The organism is Haemophilus sp. HN_Hi10 (genome assembly GCF_049821985.1).
GTDB classification, from domain to species: Bacteria; Pseudomonadota; Gammaproteobacteria; order Enterobacterales; family Pasteurellaceae; genus Haemophilus; species Haemophilus influenzae_D.
In genome coordinates, this window is sequence record NZ_CP187495.1 from 1,276,299 (window position 1) to 1,295,469 (window position 19,171).

Annotated in this window: 12 protein-coding genes, 1 tRNA gene and 1 pseudogene; 11 read left to right on the plus strand and 3 right to left on the minus strand. The window is 39.0% G+C overall.

Translation table 11 applies throughout. The features are described from left to right. The first annotated feature begins 60 nt into the window (after positions 1–60). On the plus strand, positions 61–591 hold the full coding sequence (locus ACPT8Q_RS06310) for a histone (protein ID WP_050949169.1): 531 nt from the start codon (positions 61–63) through the stop codon (positions 589–591). Between the two features lie 76 nt (positions 592–667). Here the strand turns inward: ACPT8Q_RS06310 and tdeA are convergent, their stop codons facing one another. After that, on the minus strand, positions 668–2,032 hold the full coding sequence (gene tdeA / locus ACPT8Q_RS06315) for a toxin/drug exporter TdeA (protein ID WP_050949170.1): 1,365 nt from the start codon (positions 2,030–2,032) through the stop codon (positions 668–670). A gap of 716 nt (positions 2,033–2,748) precedes the next feature. Here tdeA and glnS point away from each other — a divergent pair. The 9 genes from glnS (at position 2,749) to ACPT8Q_RS06360 (ending at position 17,199) form a co-directional block, all read left to right on the plus strand. Continuing rightward, positions 2,749–4,416, plus strand: a complete 1,668-nt coding sequence (gene glnS / locus ACPT8Q_RS06320; RefSeq protein WP_050949171.1) for a glutamine--tRNA ligase — start codon at positions 2,749–2,751, stop codon at positions 4,414–4,416. A 77-nt stretch (positions 4,417–4,493) separates the two neighbouring features. Next, a complete protein-coding gene (locus tag ACPT8Q_RS06325) occupies positions 4,494–4,946 on the plus strand; it encodes a YcgN family cysteine cluster protein (RefSeq protein WP_050949172.1) in 453 nt (150 codons plus the stop codon). 70 nt (positions 4,947–5,016) lie between these two features. After that, positions 5,017–7,107, plus strand: coding sequence for a 4-alpha-glucanotransferase (gene malQ / locus ACPT8Q_RS06330; RefSeq protein WP_050949173.1), 2,091 nt, complete (start codon positions 5,017–5,019; stop codon positions 7,105–7,107). Between the two features lie 9 nt (positions 7,108–7,116). Further along, entirely contained in the window at positions 7,117–9,309 is a 2,193-nt protein-coding gene (gene glgB / locus ACPT8Q_RS06335; protein WP_061671207.1) for a 1,4-alpha-glucan branching protein GlgB, read from the plus strand. Between the two features lie 98 nt (positions 9,310–9,407). Beyond that, entirely contained in the window at positions 9,408–11,387 is a 1,980-nt protein-coding gene (gene glgX / locus ACPT8Q_RS06340; RefSeq protein ID WP_061671206.1) for a glycogen debranching protein GlgX, read from the plus strand. Positions 11,388–11,409: 22 nt separating this feature from the next. Continuing rightward, a complete protein-coding gene (glgC, locus tag ACPT8Q_RS06345) occupies positions 11,410–12,711 on the plus strand; it encodes a glucose-1-phosphate adenylyltransferase (RefSeq protein ID WP_050949176.1) in 1,302 nt (433 codons plus the stop codon). 107 nt (positions 12,712–12,818) lie between these two features. Then, the gene (glgA, locus tag ACPT8Q_RS06350) at positions 12,819–14,249 is read left to right on the plus strand and encodes a glycogen synthase GlgA (protein ID WP_050949177.1); all 1,431 of its coding nucleotides are present in this window, start codon (positions 12,819–12,821) and stop codon (positions 14,247–14,249) included. 246 nt (positions 14,250–14,495) lie between these two features. Further along, the gene (locus ACPT8Q_RS06355; protein ID WP_050949178.1) at positions 14,496–16,961 is read left to right on the plus strand and encodes a glycogen/starch/alpha-glucan phosphorylase; all 2,466 of its coding nucleotides are present in this window, start codon (positions 14,496–14,498) and stop codon (positions 16,959–16,961) included. Positions 16,962–17,028: 67 nt separating this feature from the next. Then, positions 17,029–17,199, plus strand: a complete 171-nt coding sequence (locus ACPT8Q_RS06360) for a DUF5384 family protein (RefSeq protein WP_154685861.1) — start codon at positions 17,029–17,031, stop codon at positions 17,197–17,199. Between the two features lie 78 nt (positions 17,200–17,277). Here ACPT8Q_RS06360 and ACPT8Q_RS06365 read toward each other — a convergent pair. Together ACPT8Q_RS06365 and fnr are read right to left on the minus strand one after the other, a co-directional pair. Then, positions 17,278–17,870, minus strand: a pseudogene (locus ACPT8Q_RS06365) (IS1595 family transposase). Positions 17,871–17,943: 73 nt separating this feature from the next. Then, a complete protein-coding gene (fnr, locus tag ACPT8Q_RS06370) occupies positions 17,944–18,717 on the minus strand; it encodes a fumarate/nitrate reduction transcriptional regulator Fnr (RefSeq protein ID WP_050949179.1) in 774 nt (257 codons plus the stop codon). Between the two features lie 282 nt (positions 18,718–18,999). On the opposite strand from fnr, the gene ACPT8Q_RS06375 reads away from it, so the two are divergent. Beyond that, positions 19,000–19,085: transfer RNA gene (locus tag ACPT8Q_RS06375), tRNA-Leu, on the plus strand. Positions 19,086–19,171: the final 86 nt, after the last annotated feature.

Sequence of the window (19,171 nt, forward strand, 5' to 3'; positions counted from 1 at the left end):
ACTAAACTACATCAAAGTAATAGGGCTTTGTAATAATCAAATTATTCTATGGAGAAAATAATGAAAAAATTAACACTCGCATTAGTTTTAAGTTCAGCTTTAGCCGTGACAGGTTGTTTTGATAAACAAGAAACAAAACAAAAAGTTGAGGAAACAAAACAAACTGTAGCATCAGTTGCATCAGAAACAAAAGATGCTGCTGCAAATAAAATGGCAGAGGTAAAAGAAAAAGCACAAGAGCTTTCTACAGACGTGAAAAATAAAGCTGCAGAGAAAGTGGAAGATGCGAAAGAAGTAATTAAATCAGCAACAGAAGCTGCAGCAGAAAAAGCAACTGAAATGAAAGAAGCTGCATCAGAAAAAGTAAGCGAAATGAAAGAAGCAGCGTCGGAAAAAGTAGGCGAAATGAAAGAAAAAGCAACTGAAATGAAAGAGGCTGCATCAGAAAAAGCAAGTGAAATGAAAGAAGCTGCGTCGGAAAAAGCAACTGAAATGAAAGAAGCAGCGTCAGAAAAAGTAGGCGAAATGAAAGAGGCGGTTTCAGAAAAAGCAACTCAAGCAGTAGATGCTGTTAAAGAAGCGGTAAAATAATAGGTTTAATTTAAATAACAAAATCCCTGTTAAAGAAATTTAACAGGGATTTTTTATAGATTAATTCATTTTAATTTTAAAAATAATATCCCGCCATTGAGCTATATACCGCATTTTCACTTTGCAACACTTGATATTTTGCATTCAAAATTGCAAGTTGTGATGATTTTTCCGTATTAGCTGCAACCAACCATTCACGCAATTCGGATACGCCCGCATTATAGCGATTTCGATAATATTGTGTGATACGCTGATTGTAACTATGGGTTTGCTGTAAATTACTTAATGTACTTTGTGCTTGGGTAAACGCGAAATAGTTGGTATCCACATTATTGAGAGCCGTGGTAATACGTTGTTCGTAATTTAAACGTGCGGTTTCATAGTCAGCTTCAGAAATTTTAACGTTCCATTTTACGCTGTTCCAATTTAAGAATGGCAAGCTAATTCCGACTGTGCCAGCAGCCACAGGATTGTGTAACGCCGTGCCAACAGTACTTGCTGTTGAAGAAAGGCTTGCACCTAAATTAATCTCTGGGAACCAACTTTTTTGAGTTGCTTTCGCATTTTTGAATGCACTGCTTAAACGGAATTGTGCTGCTTTTACATCAGGACGATTTGCAATTACAGACACAGGCACGTTTAAGTTTACGCCTGCCGTTTTCACATTCATAATATGTGGGAAAGTGATATTTAACCCATCGTTTGGTTTTAAGTTCAGCAGATTGCGTAAGGTTTGTTCTGCCGTTTTGCGTTGGGTTTCAAAATTTAATTTGTTATTACGCGCCGTTAATATGGCTTGTTGTGCTTGATCAACGCTGGCTGCATCAGCCACACCTTGGGCTAAACGCGTTTGCATAATATTGCCAATATCCGTGTAATATTTGATTGTTTCATCGGTTGTGCTAATTGCATCATTTAAATAAGCGATTTGATAATAAGTTGTTATCACAGAATTGATTAATGATAAACGAGCCGATTCCATATCTTCTGCGCTTGCTTTGTGCGACCATTCTGCTGCATCAGCAGTATTAGCTAAACGTTGCCACAGATCTAATGTATAACTCACATTTAAAGAACCTTTGTGTGAAATAGCTGAGTTTGCACTTGTGTCAACTCGGCGTTGTGCCGCAGATGAAGTTGAACCATTAAATGCAGGCACTAAATTTGCACCCACTAAATTTGCACTATAAAGCGCACGGTTTACCGCTACAGCAGCTTTAGCTAAATCTTTATTGTTTGTTAAAGCCTGTTCTATAACACGATTTAATTGCGCATCATCATATAATGACCACCAATTTTCTTTTACATTATATTGCTTGGTAATTTCTTCATATTGCTTGTAATCTTCAAGGCTTGCTTGATAAGAATCGCCAATATTGGCACATCCCACTAATGCACCAGACATCAACAAAGCAAGCGTGATATTTTTCATTTTAAACATTGAATTTTCCTTTCTACGAACTAAAAAGTGCGGATGATTTTAACCGCACTTTTTTATTTATAAAATAAATATTGTGACCATTATTTATAATGAACGTTTGTTCAGTGGCAGGTATTTTAAAGTTAAATAGTAGAATTTGCACGAAAAAAATTGTATTTCCTTTACATATCAATCTATTTAGCGTAAAGTCGCGCTTCTATTTATTTTAATGCTAGGAGTATATAAAATGTTTTATTGTAATTCTGCAAGCAAGCATAATCTTTTCTTTTCATCTGTCAAACTAACCACGGCAGCCTAACTTATCAGCAGTTTGCTGATATCTTCTCAAGCCTTTGCGGCAAATAACAATTCAATTAGTAGTAATTACGGCATTAAAGAGTTTGGGCATATAGCCTAATTATTGATCATTTAAAGAATAATACAATTAATAGTAAAAAAGCCGAAGAATTTACACTTTCAAGGATCCAGTTAAAAAACAGTAAAATTTCCTATCAAATGGGGGCTGGCTGGGTTTGGTAAGCTAAACTGCCAAAAAACTTACCGCACTTTTTGCATTTATACATCGCCACGATAATTTCGTGGCGGTTTTTTATGGCAAGTTTTTACAATCTTTTATTTAAATCCAGTATTTCTATGGCAAGAACAGGAGATGAACCTTTATTTTCCCTTAGATTTGTATAGAATAGCCAAATATTTTTTTATTTTAACGAGAGAAAATGATGACAGAGACATCTTTGGGTGCTGAAAATACTCGCACTCACAATTTTATTACCCAAATTATTGATGAAGATTTAGCTTCGGGTAAACATAAAAGCGTTCATACCCGTTTTCCGCCAGAGCCGAATGGCTATTTGCATATTGGTCACGCAAAATCTATTTGCTTGAATTTTGGCTTGGCAAAAGAATACCAAGGTTTATGTAACCTACGTTTTGACGATACCAATCCAGTAAAAGAAGACGTGGAATATGTAGATTCTATCAAAGCGGATGTGGAATGGTTAGGCTTTAAATGGGAAGGCGAACCGCGTTATGCGTCCGATTATTTTGATGCACTTTATAGCTATGCCATTGAATTAATTAAAAAAGGTTTGGCTTATGTTGATGAACTTTCGCCAGATGAAATGCGTGAATATCGTGGCACATTAACTGAAGCGGGTAAAAACAGCCCATATCGTGACCGCACTATTGAAGAAAACTTAGCTTTATTTGAAAAAATGAAAAATGGCGAATTTGCCGAGGGTAAAGCAAGTTTACGCGCAAAAATTGATATGGCATCGCCATTTATGGTCATGCGTGATCCTGTAATTTATCGTATTAAATTTGCCAGCCATCATCAAACAGGCGAAAAATGGTGCATTTACCCAATGTACGATTTTACTCACTGTATCTCTGATGCCATTGAGCGTATTACTCACTCGATCTGTACATTAGAATTCCAAGATAACCGTCGTTTATATGATTGGGTGTTGGAAAATATCAGTATTGAACGTCCATTACCGCATCAATATGAATTCTCACGTTTAAATTTAGAGGGTACATTAACTTCTAAACGTAAATTATTGAAATTAGTGAATGATGGCATTGTAGATGGTTGGAACGATCCGCGTATGCCAACCATTTCAGGTTTACGCCGTCGTGGTTATACACCTGCTTCGTTACGTGAATTCTGCCGTCGTATTGGTGTGACAAAACAAGATAACGTCGTAGAGTATTCTGCACTTGAAGCCTGCATTCGTGAGGATTTAAACGAAAATGCACCGCGTTCAATGGCAGTGATTGATCCTGTTCGTGTGGTAATTGAAAACTTTGAAGGCGTGGAAGTTTTAACTGCCCCAAATCATCCAAATCGTCCAGAATTAGGCGAGCGTCAATTGCCGTTTACGAAAGAGCTTTATATTGATCGTGCAGACTTCCGTGAGGAAGCGAACAAACAATATAAACGTTTAGTATTAGGCAAAGAAGTACGTTTACGTAATGCTTACGTGATTAAAGCTGAACGTGTTGAAAAAGATGCAAGTGGCGACATTACCACGATTTTCTGTACTTATGATCCTGAAACCTTAGGTAAAAATCCAGCAGATGGTCGCAAAGTAAAAGGGGTAATTCACTGGGTATCTGCAGTGCATAATCATCCAGCGGAGTTCCGTTTATACGAGCGTCTTTTCACCGTACCAAATCCAGGGGCTGAAGATGATATTGAAAGCGTATTAAATCCAAATTCTTTAGTGATAAAACAAGGTTTTGTAGAGCAAAGCTTGGCTGCTGCAGAAGCAGAGAAAGGTTATCAATTTGAACGTGAAGGTTATTTCTGTGCAGATAGTAAAGATAGCCGTCCTGAACATTTGGTGTTTAATTTAACGGTAAGTCTAAAAGAGGGCTTCTAATTTTAATCAACCAAGTGCGGTCAAAATAAATGTGATTTTGACCGCACTTTTTATTTGTATCAACTATGCAATCCAATATGCAACTTGAACCCAATTTCTGGCAAACAAAATCCCTGCTTGAAATGACTGAATCTGAATGGGAAGCCTTATGCGATGGCTGCGGAAAATGCTGTTATCGCAAATATATTCAAGGGCGAGGCAAACGCCAAAAACTTTATTACACTCGAATTGCTTGCAACCTTTTAGATGTGGAAACTGGAAAGTGCGGTAATTATTTAGAGCGTTTTAAAATTGAAACCGACTGCACCAAACTCACCAAAAAGAATTTACCTGATTTTCATTGGTTGCCTGATACTTGCGCTTATCGTTTGCTTTATGAAGGAAAAACGCTTCCCGAATGGCATCCGCTTATTTCAGGCTCTCCCCATTCTGTAAAAAATGCGGATATTTTGATTAAAAATGGTATCCACGAACGCGATGTGATTGATTGGTTTGAATTTATTATTGACGAAGATCACACTTTTAAATAAAGCCAGTTGTCATCACTTTCAGCTTAGCTATAATCCCTAACAAGAGTTATATAGTTGTGATGTGGTGTCTATGCAAATCTCGGATTCTCTCAAACAAAAAGCGGAAAAATGCGGTATCGCGCTTTCTCATTATGATATTGATGGACATCTTATTTTCGCGAATGAAAAGACGGTTTCAACTTTTGTTGAGCTTTTGCAGCCTCCGCCAAAAACGAAAGGACAGTTTGACGATGTACTGGCTGCATTTGAAAATGAACCGATTGATTATCGACTAAATCGTCTAGATTTGCCACCATCTGTGGAATATCGTTATCAGCTGATTGATGAATCTAATGCTATTCTGTTGGAAAAAACACTTTCAAATTTATCCGCACTTTCCCTGCCTCCACTTCCTTTTGGCTATTATCAATTATCTATTTTTTCTGATACTGAACAGTACAGCGTTCGTTTACTTATTTCCCCTAAAACAGCGTTTCAACCACCCGTATTAAAAAATAAAAAAGTATGGGGCGTGAATGTGCAACTTTACAGTTTACGCTCAGAACAAAACTGGGGCATTGGCGATTTTGGCGATTTGGCCTATTTGATTGAACAAAGTGCAAAATTAGGCGCAGATTATGTGGGAATTAATCCATTACATTTGCCGTATCCTGCTGTGCCAAAATGGGCAAGCCCTTATAGTTCATCTTCTCGTCGTTGGTTGAATTTTTTATATTTAGCCATTCCTGATTTACCCGAATTTAAGCGTTGTCGTTCAGTGCAAAATTGGTTTAAGCGTGAGGATATTCAAGAAAAAATTGGTAATTTACGTAAAAGTGATTGCGTCGATTATTCTTCAATTTTGGCTTTAAAATTAACCGCACTTGAGCTTCTATTTGATTTCTTTCAACGTAGTCAATCCGCTGAAATTGTGACACGTCGAAAAATCTTTGCAGATTATTTAAAAAGCAAAGGGGAACCTTTATTGTTACAGGGCTTATTTAATGTCTTGGATTTACAAGAACACGCTGATCATCAAGCAGATGAAAATACCATCGGTTGGCTTGGCTGGCGTAAGGAATGGCAACATTTAAGTGCGGAAAAAAGAAAAGCCTTATTAAAAACACATCAGGATAAAATCCAGTTTTTTGCTTGGTTGCAATGGCTTTCGGAAGAACAACTTTCCGCATTACAAAATCTTTGTAAACAATTTGGTATGACGTTGGGGATTTATGGCGATTTAGCGGTGAATAGTTCTCGTGGTAGTGCTGATGTATGGAGCGATCCTGATTTATATTGTGTAAATGCCTCTACTGGCGCGCCACCCGATCCGTTAGGCCCTGTCGGGCAAAATTGGAATTTGCCACCTTATAATCCAACAGTGCTAAAAGCACGTGGCTTTGCACCATTTATCGATATGCTACGTGCCAATATGCAATATTTCGGTGTGCTACGCATCGATCATGTTATGGGCTTATTCCGTTTGTGGTGGATTCCAGAAGGAAAAACCGCGGCTGATGGCGCTTATGTTCATTATCCTTTTGATGAATTAATGGCGATTCTTGCTATTGAAAGTGTACGCAATGAATGTTTGATTATTGGTGAAGATCTCGGCACCGTGCCTGATGAAGTGCGGTGGAAATTAAACGAGTTTCAAATTTTCTCTTATTTTGTATTGTATTTTGCCCAACGAAATGGCGAATTTCCTCGTATATCTGATTATCCTCGAAATGCTTATGCCACTATTGGTACACATGATGTTCCCTCATTACAAAGTTTTTGGCATTGCCGTGATTTAGAATTATTTAATCAACTTGGTATTCTGAATGGGGAAGTGCTCAAGCAAAAATACGATCAACGTGTTATGGATAAACAAGCCTTATTAAATAGTTTACATCGTGATAATTATTTACCACCGCATTATGAAGGCGATGCGCTTTCTATGGCGATGCACGATCATTTAAACAGAATGATCCATCATTATTTAGCAGAAAGTAACAGCCGATTGATTGGTGTACAATTAGAAAATTTACTTAGCCAAGAAATCAGTTTTAATTTGCCGGGTACTTCAAATGAATATCCAAACTGGTGCAAGAAACTTGCTCAACCGTTAGCGTTTATTTTTAACAATGAAGCTTTAAAAACGTTCTTTGTGCAAATTAACCAAGGGCGAAATGTATAAGGAGTAAATATGACAACCGCAGTAACACAAGCAATTATTGATGGTTTTTTTGATGCGAGCAATGGCGATCCTTTTGCTACGCTTGGTATGCACGAAACAGAGCAAGGAATTGAAATCCGTACGTTGTTGCCAGATGCCAGTCGCGTTGTGGTGATTGAGCGTGAAAGTGGAAAAGAAATAACGGAACTTGATTGTGTCGATGAGCGTGGCTTTTTTGTTGGTGTTATTCCAAATTGTCGTCATTTTTTTGCTTATCAATTACAGGTTTTTTGGGGAAATGAATCGCAAATAGTCGAAGATCCTTATCGTTTTCATCCTATGATTGATGATTTAGAGCAATGGCTACTTTCTGAAGGTTCTATGCTTCGTCCGTATGAAGTGCTTGGTGCGCATTTTATGGAATGTGATGGTGTGAGCGGGGTGAATTTCCGCTTATGGTCGCCTAATGCAAGATGCGTTTCTATTGTGGGCGATTTCAACTATTGGGACGGTCGCCGCCACCCAATGCGTTTCCACCCGAAAAGCGGTGTGTGGGAACTATTCCTACCGAAAGTTTGTCTTGGTCAGCTGTATAAATTTGAATTGATTGATTGCTTTGGAAACTTGCGTTTGAAAGCCGATCCTTATGCGTTTAGTTCGCAGCTTCGCCCAGATACGGCTTCACAAGTCAGTGCCTTGCCAAATGTGGTGGAAATGACCGAAGCACGCAAAAAAGCCAATCAAGGCAACCAACCTATTTCTATTTATGAAGTGCATTTAGGATCTTGGCGTCGTAATTTAGAAAACAATTTTTGGCTAGATTACGATCAAATTGCTGATGAATTAATTCCTTATGTAAAAGAGATGGGCTTTACCCACATTGAATTTTTGCCGCTTTCTGAATTTCCGTTTGATGGTTCTTGGGGTTATCAACCACTTGGACTTTATTCGCCAACCAGTCGCTTTGGTTCGCCTGAGGCATTTCGCCGTTTAGTAAAACGTGCTCACGAAGCAGGCATCAACGTGATTTTAGATTGGGTGCCAGGGCATTTCCCAAGTGATACCCATGGTTTAGTCGCGTTTGATGGTACAGCCTTGTATGAACATGAAGACCCTCGCGAAGGCTATCATCAAGATTGGAATACCTTGATTTATAACTATGGACGTAATGAGGTCAAAAATTTCTTATCCAGTAATGCACTGTATTGGCTTGAACGCTTTGGTGTAGATGGTATTCGCGTGGATGCTGTGGCTTCGATGATTTACCGCGATTACAGCCGTGCGGAAGGGGAGTGGATTCCAAACCAATATGGCGGACGTGAAAATTTAGAAGCCATCGATTTTTTAAAACATACCAACTGGAAAATTCACAGTGAAATGGAGGGGGCAATTTCTATTGCGGAAGAATCAACTTCTTTTGCAGGCGTAACTCACCCAAGCGAAAACGGTGGATTAGGTTTTAATTTCAAATGGAATATGGGCTGGATGAACGATACGCTCGCCTATATGCAGCTTGACCCAATTTACCGCCAATATCATCACAACAAAATGACCTTTGGAATGGTGTATCAATATAGCGAAAATTTTGTGCTGCCACTTTCTCACGATGAAGTGGTTCACGGTAAATATTCACTTCTTGGCAAGATGCCGGGCGATACGTGGCAAAAATTCGCTAACTTACGTGCATATTACGGTTATATGTGGGGCTACCCAGGCAAAAAATTGCTCTTTATGGGTAATGAATTTGCTCAAGGCAGAGAATGGAATTACGAAGAAAGTTTGGACTGGTTCTTGCTTGATGAAAATATTGGCGGAGGCTGGCACAAAGGCGTGTTGAAGCTGGTTAAAGACCTTAATCAAATTTATCAAAAAAATCGACCGCTCTTTGAACTCGACAACTCCCCAGAAGGTTTTGATTGGCTTGTCGTTGATGATGCGGCAAATTCTGTGTTCGCTTTTGAACGTCGCAGTTCAAACGGAGAACGCATTATTGTCGTCAGTAACTTTACCCCTGTGCCTCGCTACGACTACCGCATTGGTGTGAATATTGCGGGCGAATATGAAGAAATTTTGAATACCGATTCAATGTACTATCAAGGCTCTAACGTGGGCAATTTTGGTTGTGTCGCAAGTGAAAACATTGAAAGCCACGGACGAGAAAATTCGATTTCAGTGTCCATTCCGCCGTTAGCAACAGTTTATTTGAGATTGAAGACGAAATAATCCGAATAGATAAATTGTAGGGGCGAATTACATTCGCCCTGATAAACCACCGATGTTTTTGGGCAAATGTAATTTGCCCCTACAAAAGCGATAAAAATATGTTCAAAATCTACAACAACGGCAATCCTATTCCAATGGGATACTCACAAGCGGTCGAAAACAACGTGCAAATTACCAATTTCGCTCTGTTTTCCGCTGCGGCAATAGGCATCGAACTTTGCCTTTTTGACGAACAAAACCAAGAAACCCGTTTGCCAATGGTGCGTACTGGAAATGTGTGGCATTTGGCGGTAACTGGCGTGAAAACTGGTACGGAATATGGCTTTCGTATTCACGGCGAATTTGCCAATCCGCAGAAATTGATACTCGATCCCTATGCGAAAGCCGTGAATGGTAAACCTGATTTAAGTAACGAAGAAAGTCGTTCTTGGTTCTTGCTTTCGGATAATCGCGACAACGCACATCTTGCCCCAAGAGCGGTTGTGATTTCGGAAGATTTTGATTGGGAAAATGATTCCTCCCCCAATACGCCTTGGGCTGAAACTATTGTGTATGAATTACATGTTAAAGGGTTTAGCCAGTTAAACGAGAAAATCCCCGCGGCGTTGCGTGGTACTTATGCGGGATTAGCTCATCCTGTGAACTTGGCGTATTTGAAAGAGTTAGGCATAACTGCAGTGGAGTTGCTGCCTGTCAATTTCCATATCAATGAACCACACTTACAGGCACGAGGCTTACAAAATTATTGGGGATACAATCCCTTAGCTATGTTTGCGGTGGAACCTAAATATGCGGCAACAGATAATCCATTAGCTGAATTTAAAGCGATGGTGAAGGAGTTTCACAAAGCGAGTATTGAAGTTATTTTAGACGTGGTATTTAACCATTCTGCAGAATCAGAGCAAACTTATCCAACATTCTGCCAGCGTGGTATTGATGATCAAACTTACTATTGGCGCAACGACAACGGGCATTACATTAACTGGACAGGCTGCGGCAATATGCTCAATTTATCCTCTGATGTAGGGCGAAAATGGGTGGTGGATTGTTTACGTTATTGGGTGGAGCAATGCCACGTTGATGGTTTTCGTTTTGATTTAGCCTCTGTTTTAGGGCGTGATACGCCTGATTTCAACGCGTCAGCTCAGCTTTTTACAGATATTAAAAATGAGCCAAGTTTACAAAATATTAAATTGATTGCCGAGCCTTGGGATATTGGGCATTACGGTTATCAAGTCGGCAATTTCCCAAGTTATTTTGCCGAATGGAACGACCGCTTCCGTGATGATTTATGTCGTTTCTGGCTGTGGAAAAGTGGCGAAATTGGTGCATTTACTGAACGCTTTGCAGGTTCTAGCGATTTATTTAAGAAAAATGACCGTTTGCCACATACTACACTTAATTTTATTACTGCCCACGATGGTTTTACGCTTAAAGATTTAGTGAGTTACAACCAAAAACATAATGAAGCGAATGGCGAAGAAAATCGTGATGGTCGCAATGAAAATTACAGTTACAACCACGGCATAGAGGGTTCGACTGAAAATCTTGCTGAGCCGCAAAAAAGTGCGGTGGAAAATAACCGCACTTTTGCACAAAGCGGATTATTAATGAGTTTATTGCTTGCAAATGGTACACCTATGTTATTGGCTGGCGATGAGTTCGGTAATACCCAATATGGTAATAACAATGCCTATTGCCAAGATAACGAGATTACTTGGCTTAAATGGGCAGAATTTAACACAGCATTATTTGAACTGACCAAGCAAACGATTGCACTTCGTAAGCAAATTGGCAGTTTAAACCAAGATCAATGGTGGTCGGATGAGAATGTACAATGGCTTAATATTGCAGGAGAACCGATGACAGTTGAAGATTGGCAAAATCAACAAACCAAAGCATTACAGGTAGTTTTAGATAATCGTTGGCTTTTGTTGATTAATGCCAAAGCCGAAGGTCAGGTGTTTCACTTGCCTAATGGGAAATGGAAGCCCCAAATCGGTACACATAATGTAACCCTTGAAGCACAACAAGCCGAAATTTATTCAATGGGCTTTTGTATGCTGAATGACGAATAACAATAAGACTATGGAGATCCTTATGAAATATGGCGACCTTAACAAATATGATTTAGTTAAAAACACTTTGGTGCTTGTTCTCGCAGGTGGACGTGGTTCACGTTTACACGAATTGACAGATAAACGTGCAAAACCAGCTCTTTATTTTGGTGGTAATCGTCGCATTATCGATTTCGCACTTTCTAACTGCATTAACTCAGGTTTAAACCGTATTGGCGTAGTAACCCAATATGCGGCACACTCCTTGCTTCGTCATTTGCAAACAGGCTGGTCTTTTTTGCCACAAGAGAGAGGGGAATTTGTCGATATGTTGCCAGCTCGTCAGCAAATTGACGATTCTACTTGGTATCGTGGCACGGCGGATGCGGTATATCAAAATATGGCTATTATTAAAAATCACTATCGCCCGAAATATATTTTGATCTTAGCAGGCGACCATATTTACAAACAAGATTACAGTGTGATGTTAATGGATCACGTCAATAGTGGGGCGAAATGTACCGTTGGTTGCATTGAAGTGCCACGTTCTGAGGCTCACGAATTTGGTGTGATGGCAGTAAACGAAAACTTGAAAGTGAAAGCCTTTGTGGAAAAACCGAAAGATCCGCCAGTCATGGTGGGCAAACCTGATGTTTCGCTTGCCTCAATGGGGATTTATGTATTTGATGCTGATTATCTTTATAAAATGCTTGAGCAGGAAGTTAATACCCCACAAACTAGCCACGATTTCGGTAAAGATGTGTTGCCAAAATGTTTAGAAGAAGGCACGCTTTATGCTCACCCATTCAGCCGTTCTTGTATGGGACGCAACACCGAAGGCGAAATTTACTGGCGTGATGTAGGGACGCTTGATAGTTTCTGGCAATCCAATATCGATTTAGTCTCTGAAAATCCACAATTAGATATTTATGACCAAAACTGGCCAATTCGTGGTAATCCTATTCAGGCTTATCCATCAAAATTTTTCTACAAACACTCCAATATGCATCCAGTGGATAACTCACTTATCGGCGGCGGTTGTGTGATTACCGATGCTTCGATCAGCAATTCTGTGTTATTCGACCACATTAAAATTGACGCATTTTCAAAAGTGGATCACTGCGTGGTGTTACCACAAGTTAAAATCGGCAAAAATTGTGTGTTGAAAAATTGTATTATCGATCGTGAATGCGAAATTCCTGATGGTATGCAAATTGGTGTGGATATAGAAGAAGATAAAAAACGCTTCCGTATTAGCTCAACAGGCAAAGTCATTCTTGTAACCCCGAAAATGCTAAAGAAACTTGAGGGACACGAGATTGAAGAAGATGGGCATTTAGATTAGTTAGGAAAAATGCGGTCAAAATTGACCGCACTTTCTGAAACCCCTCTTTAGCAAAGAGAGGGGCTGATCGAGCGTTATTCATATTTATAGGGAAAATAAAGAACTCAATGAAAATACTACATGTTTGCTCGGAACTCTATCCGCTATTAAAAACAGGCGGGCTTGCCGATGTTTTAGGGGCGTTACCCCAAGCACAAAACCAAATCGGGTTGGATGCTCGCGTTTTATTGCCTGCTTATCCTGCAATTACAGCAGGTATTCCGAATACCCAAGTGGTTGCCGAATTTGACAACTTCGCTGGGCACGTGGTGTTGCGTTATGGAGAATATAACGGTGTCGGGATCTATTTGATTGACGCACCGCACTTATACGGTCGCGAAGGCAATCCTTACCACAATGCCTATTACAATGACTACGGTGACAATTACAAACGTTTTGCTTTGCTCGGTTGGGTGGGGGCAGAATTAGCCACTGGTTTAGACAGCTGGTGGCGTGCAGAAGTGGTACACGCTCACGATTGGCACGCTGGCTTATGTGCAGCATATCTGTTCAACAAAGGCCGCCCTGCGAAATCGGTGTTCACTATTCATAACTTGGCATATCAAGGGCAATTTTCTTATCATCATTTATACGAAATTGGTTTGCCTGCGGGAATGTTTAATGTGGACGGTTTGGAGTTATTCGGGCAAATTTCTTATTTAAAATCAGGCTTGTTCTATTCTGATGCAAGCACGGCGGTAAGCCCAACTTATGCAGAAGAAATCACGACACCTGAATTTGCCTATGGTTTGCAAGGCTTGCTTTCTGGCTTAAAAGCTCAAGGTCGTTTGGTGGGGATTTTAAACGGCGTGGACGAAAATATTTGGCATCCGAACGTGGATCAATACATTCCGCACCATTACAAACTGAAATATATGGCAGGCAAAAAGAAAAACAAAGCTGAATTGCAAGCGTATTTCAATTTGCCACAAGATAAATCTGCCTTGGCATTTGTGATGGTGACCCGTTTAACCGAGCAAAAAGGTGTCGATTTATTAATCGAAAGTGCAGACGAAATCGTCAAACAAGGCGGACAGTTGATGATTTTAGGCTCTGGTGCACCGCACTTGGAACAAGGCATTCGCGATCTTGCCGCCCAATATCCAGAAAATATTGCGGTAAAAATCGGCTATGATGAAGCCCTTTCACATTTAATGGTCGCAGGTGGCGATGTGATTTTAGTGCCAAGCCGTTTCGAGCCTTGTGGCTTAACCCAACTTTATGGTTTGCAATATGGCACACTTCCACTTGTTCGTAAAACGGGGGGTTTGGCAGATACGGTGGTGGATAGCACTTCAGAAAGTATCAAAGCTCGCACTGCAACAGGTTTTGTGTTTGAAAGTGCAACGCCTGAAGCTCTCCGCCATTGCTTGCAACGCGCCTTTGCCTTATGGCAAAAACTGCGTGCGTGGGCGATGGTTCGCACGGACGCAATGGAACAAGACTTCAGCTGGCGTAAGGCTGCAGAGCAATATAGAACGCTTTATGAACGCTTGTAGTTTTATTCGTAAACTTTCTTAACAATCACACCGCTTGTGTAAGAATCTTTTGCAAGCGGTGTGATTGTGCTTGTTTTTTACAAAGATAAGCATAAAATTCGAACTACTTTTGTAGGCTGTGTGAACAACATTCACGCACTCAAAGAGCGGTCAAATTTTGATTGATTTTTGCAAACGTGCGTAAATTTTGAAAATTCATACACCCTACGTTAATCATTTCTTAGCATTCTAATAGAGGTTTTACCTATGATAATGGATAACTTTGATTCTCCATTCCAATATAATCGTCCTGAAATGACCGTTGAAGCGATTAAAAAATCAATCGTTTACAAACTCATTTTCTTAATCGGTCGCTCTCCACGTGAAGCCAGCCAACGCGATTGGCTAAATGCAACACTCCACGCTGTGCGTGATTTAGTAACAGAGGGTTGGATCACTACTGCTCGCCAAACTCGAGCAGAAGATTCTCGCCGTGTTTACTACCTTTCAATGGAATTTTTAATCGGGCGTACGCTTTCTAATGCAATGATTGCAGAAGGCATTTATGGATTAGCACAGGAAGCACTTTCTGAATTAAATGTGGATTTAGAAGAAGTTTTAGAAAAAGAAGTAGATCCAGGCTTGGGTAATGGCGGTTTAGGTCGTCTAGCGGCGTGCTTTATGGATTCTATTGCAACCCTTGGTTTACCAGGTATGGGCTACGGTATTCGTTATGAATATGGTATGTTCCGCCAAAAAATTGAAAACGGTCAGCAAGTAGAACGCCCAGATGCGTGGCTTGAAAAAGGAGCGCCTTGGGAATTTATTCGTCCATCAAAACGTTTTACTATAGAATTTGGCGGAAACATTCATTTCGAAGGCAAAAAATGTATTTGGCAAGATACCGAAAAAGTGACCGCACTTGCTTACGATCAAATGATTCCAGGTTATCAAAATAATTCTGCTGCGACATTACGTTTATGGTCGGCACACGCAGGGGAAGTGTTTAACCTTGCCGACTTCAACCGTGGCGAACATTTAGCCGCATTAGAAGAACACTCCGCAAATAAAAACTTATCACGCGTGCTTTACCCTGATGATTCTACGTGGAATGGTCGCGAATTGCGTTTACGTCAAGAGTATTTCTTAGTCTCTGCATCACTTCAAGATATTTTACGCCGTCACAAACGCACCCACGATAGCCTTGAAAACTTGGCGGATAAAGTGGCGATTCACTTAAACGATACCCACCCAGCGTTAGCGATTCCTGAATTAATGCGTATTTTAGTGGATGATGAAGGTTTTGAATGGAAAAAAGCGTGGGAGATGACGCGTAACATTTTCTCTTATACTTGCCATACCCTTATGTCAGAAGCATTAGAAACTTGGCCAGTGGAAATGATGGCGAAAATCTTACCGCGTCATTTACAGATGATTTTTGAAATTAACGATCACTTCTTAGAATATGTCCGCACTTATGTGACGACTGACAACGATTTTATCCGCCGTGTTTCTCTTATCGAAGAAGGCTACCAACGCAAAGTGCGTATGGGCTGGCTATCCGTGGTAGGTTCACACAAAATCAACGGGGTTGCTGAAATCCATTCCGATTTAATGGTGACTTCAACCTTTGCAGATTTCGCTCGTATTTTCCCAGAACGCTTTACCAACGTAACAAACGGTATCACACCGCGTCGTTGGTTAGCCGTGGCGAACCCACAATTAGCCGCATTGTTTGATAAATATATCGGCTCAGAATGGCGTTGCGATTTAAGCCAAATCGAAAAACTCAAACCGTTCGCACAAGAAAAAGCATTTAAAGAGGCTGTCGCTGACATTAAATTTGCTAATAAAGTGAAATTGGCGGAATACGTAAAACGCGAGTTAGGGGTAGAGCTTGATCCGCACGCTTTATTTGATGTTCAAGTAAAACGTATTCACGAATACAAACGCCAAATGTTGAACGTGTTGCATATTATCGCTCGCTACAATGAAATGCTTGCCAACCCTGAAAAAGATTGGCAACCTCGCGTATTTATTCTAGCAGGTAAAGCGGCTTCAGCTTATTATGCGGCGAAACAAACCATTCACTTAATCAATGATGTGGCAAATGTAATCAACAACGATGAACGTTTGAAAGGCCGCTTGAAAGTAGTGTTTATTCCAAATTACAGCGTAAGCCTTGCACAGCTTATCATTCCAGCAGCAGATATTTCAGAGCAAATCTCCCTTGCAGGCACAGAGGCTTCTGGAACTAGTAATATGAAATTTGCCTTAAATGGCGCATTGACACTCGGTACACTTGACGGTGCAAACGTGGAGATCTTGGAAAACGTGGGTGAAGATAACATCTTTATTTTCGGTAACACTGTGGAACAAGTGGAACAACTTCGTCGAGAAGGGTATCGATCATTTGAATACTACCAGAATGATGCTCAATTACGCACAGTTGTGGATCAAATTATTGAAGGTAAATTCTCACCAGAAGATCCTCAGCGTTATCATCAACTATTACAAGGCTTGCAATACCACGATTATTATCAAGCTTTTGCTGATTTCCGCAGTTATGTAGAAACTCAAAAAGCCATAGATGAAAAATATAAACAACGCGACCAATGGATTGAAAGCACCATCCAAAATATCGTGAATATGGGCTTCTTCTCGTCTGACCGCACGATTAAAGAGTACTCAGATAGAATTTGGAAAGTTGAGCCTGTTCAATTAGGTGATTAATTTTATATTCATAGCCAATAAATAAATTATCTGCATCAAGCTCGAGTTTGATGCAGATTTTTTTGGAGTGTTAGTTACAAAGAAAATTACATTAAATTTTAAGCCAAAAATTAAAGGGAGCAAGTTGATATTAGCTCGTAAAAAAGCTAGTGTAAACTGTGAAGATGATTTTATTGAGCAAGAATTAAAAAGAAAGTCAGCTAAAACAGATGTTATCCAGTCAGATATCAGCACGTAATATTTCCAGTGGAACTAAAAAAGCTTAGACTAGGGCTTGTAAATATCACACTGTTTTTCAGTATTTTAACAGCTCTTTTTATGTACTAAACTGAAACTTACATTTTCAAGAATAAAGAAAAATATTTTGGTAGATTTCATTATATTTTCGGAGTAATCGCTTAGTTTGATTCTAAAAAATTTCTATTTTATTAATATGATTTTATTTCACGGCAAATAACATAGAATAATTAACTAATTTGTGAATTAAATTCTATTGTATTAAGAGAGTAATAATTACAACCAAATATCATACAACCCCAGCTATCAAGCTTGATTTTCTTTATAATCACGAGAATTAACGTTTCTGATTTTGTATTTTCTACTACGAATGTAAACACTTTCCCCGTTATTTTAGCAAACCACATATGACTACTTTTACAGCATTGCCTATTTTCTATTTTTCTTTTATAGTGACGTTCAAAATAACTCCCATCCATCTTATATCACCGTCAAAAATTTATTCAAGTGCTAAATAGTTCAATAACAAGCCTAATTATATGATAAAACAGATTTGTTGTATCAGGCTGTATACCAAGCAAGTTTGTAGTAGTTACCGTAGTAGTTTCAGCCAAAAAATTAAAATAATTTTTTCTGTAAAAATTTCTTTAATTTATAATGAATTATTTTTATTTCTGCAGTGTATAATTGATTTACAACTTTATTTTATAAAAAATAAAAAAGGCGTGATACTCACGCCTTAAATTTATTCAACTAATGTAATTTTTGTTTTATTCGTACCGGTTAATTCAATTAAACCATTTAAATCATTGATTGTAATATATTTGCCTTGTACGCTAATAACACCGAGTTTTTGAAAGCGACCTAATAAGCGGCTGATGGTTTCTACTGTTAAACCTAGATAATTGCCAATATCGCCACGTGTCATCGTTAAACGAAATTCTTTTGCTGAAAAACCTCGAGCAGAATAGCGTTTAGAAAGATTATGAATAAAAGCAGCCAAACGTTCTTCTGCATTCATTTTAGATAGCAATAAAATCATTTCTTGATCACTTTTGATTTCACTGCTCATCAAACGTAAAATTTGTTGGCGTAATTTTGGCATTTTTCCTGCCAAATCATCTAAAATATCAAAAGGAATTTCACATACCATAGCCGTTTCTAGAGCTTGCGCAAAACTAGGATGTTGCATTTGAGTAATGGCATCAAAACCAATTAGGTCACCGGGCAAATGAAATGAAGTAATTTGTTCTTCGCCAGATTCACTAATCGTATAGCTTTTTATTGTGCCAGAACGAATAGCATAAATTGAATTGAGAGAATCTCCTGCTTTAAACAATACTTGAGACTTTTGAATCGGTTTTTTTCTCTCTATGATATTATCAAGCTGATCTAATTCTTGTTCATTTAAGGTAAAAGGAATACAAAGCTCACTAATACTGCAATCCTGACAATGAATTGCACAACCGCCTGATTGAATTTTGCGCCCTGATTTAGCTTCTGCAACGAAATTTTTCATGTACGCCTCAAATATTGAAAAAATAGTGTAAAATTGATCTAACGCAAATATTCTACCACTAATTAGTCAGATTAAGAAGAGTAAAGCATTATGGCAGCTGAAAAATTAACAAAAAAACGTTTAGCTCAAATTTTAATTATGTTGTGCATTTTAATTATTGCATTTGTTTGGCGATATTTTTAGAAAACAGAAAATTCTTGCTTATTTTTAAAACAAATGGATTATTTTTAATAAATTTTGCTTGTCACATTCTTATATATACGTATAATTCAACCCCATTAAGCCTGGGTGGCGAAATTGGTAGACGCAGCGGATTCAAAATCCGCCGTTGAATAAACGTGTCGGTTCGAGTCCGACCCTAGGCACCATAAAAATAAAACTAGCCGTGTTAATTGCGGTTTTTTTATACATAATTAAAATGTATTAATGCTCGTGTAGAGCTTAATTTTGCAAT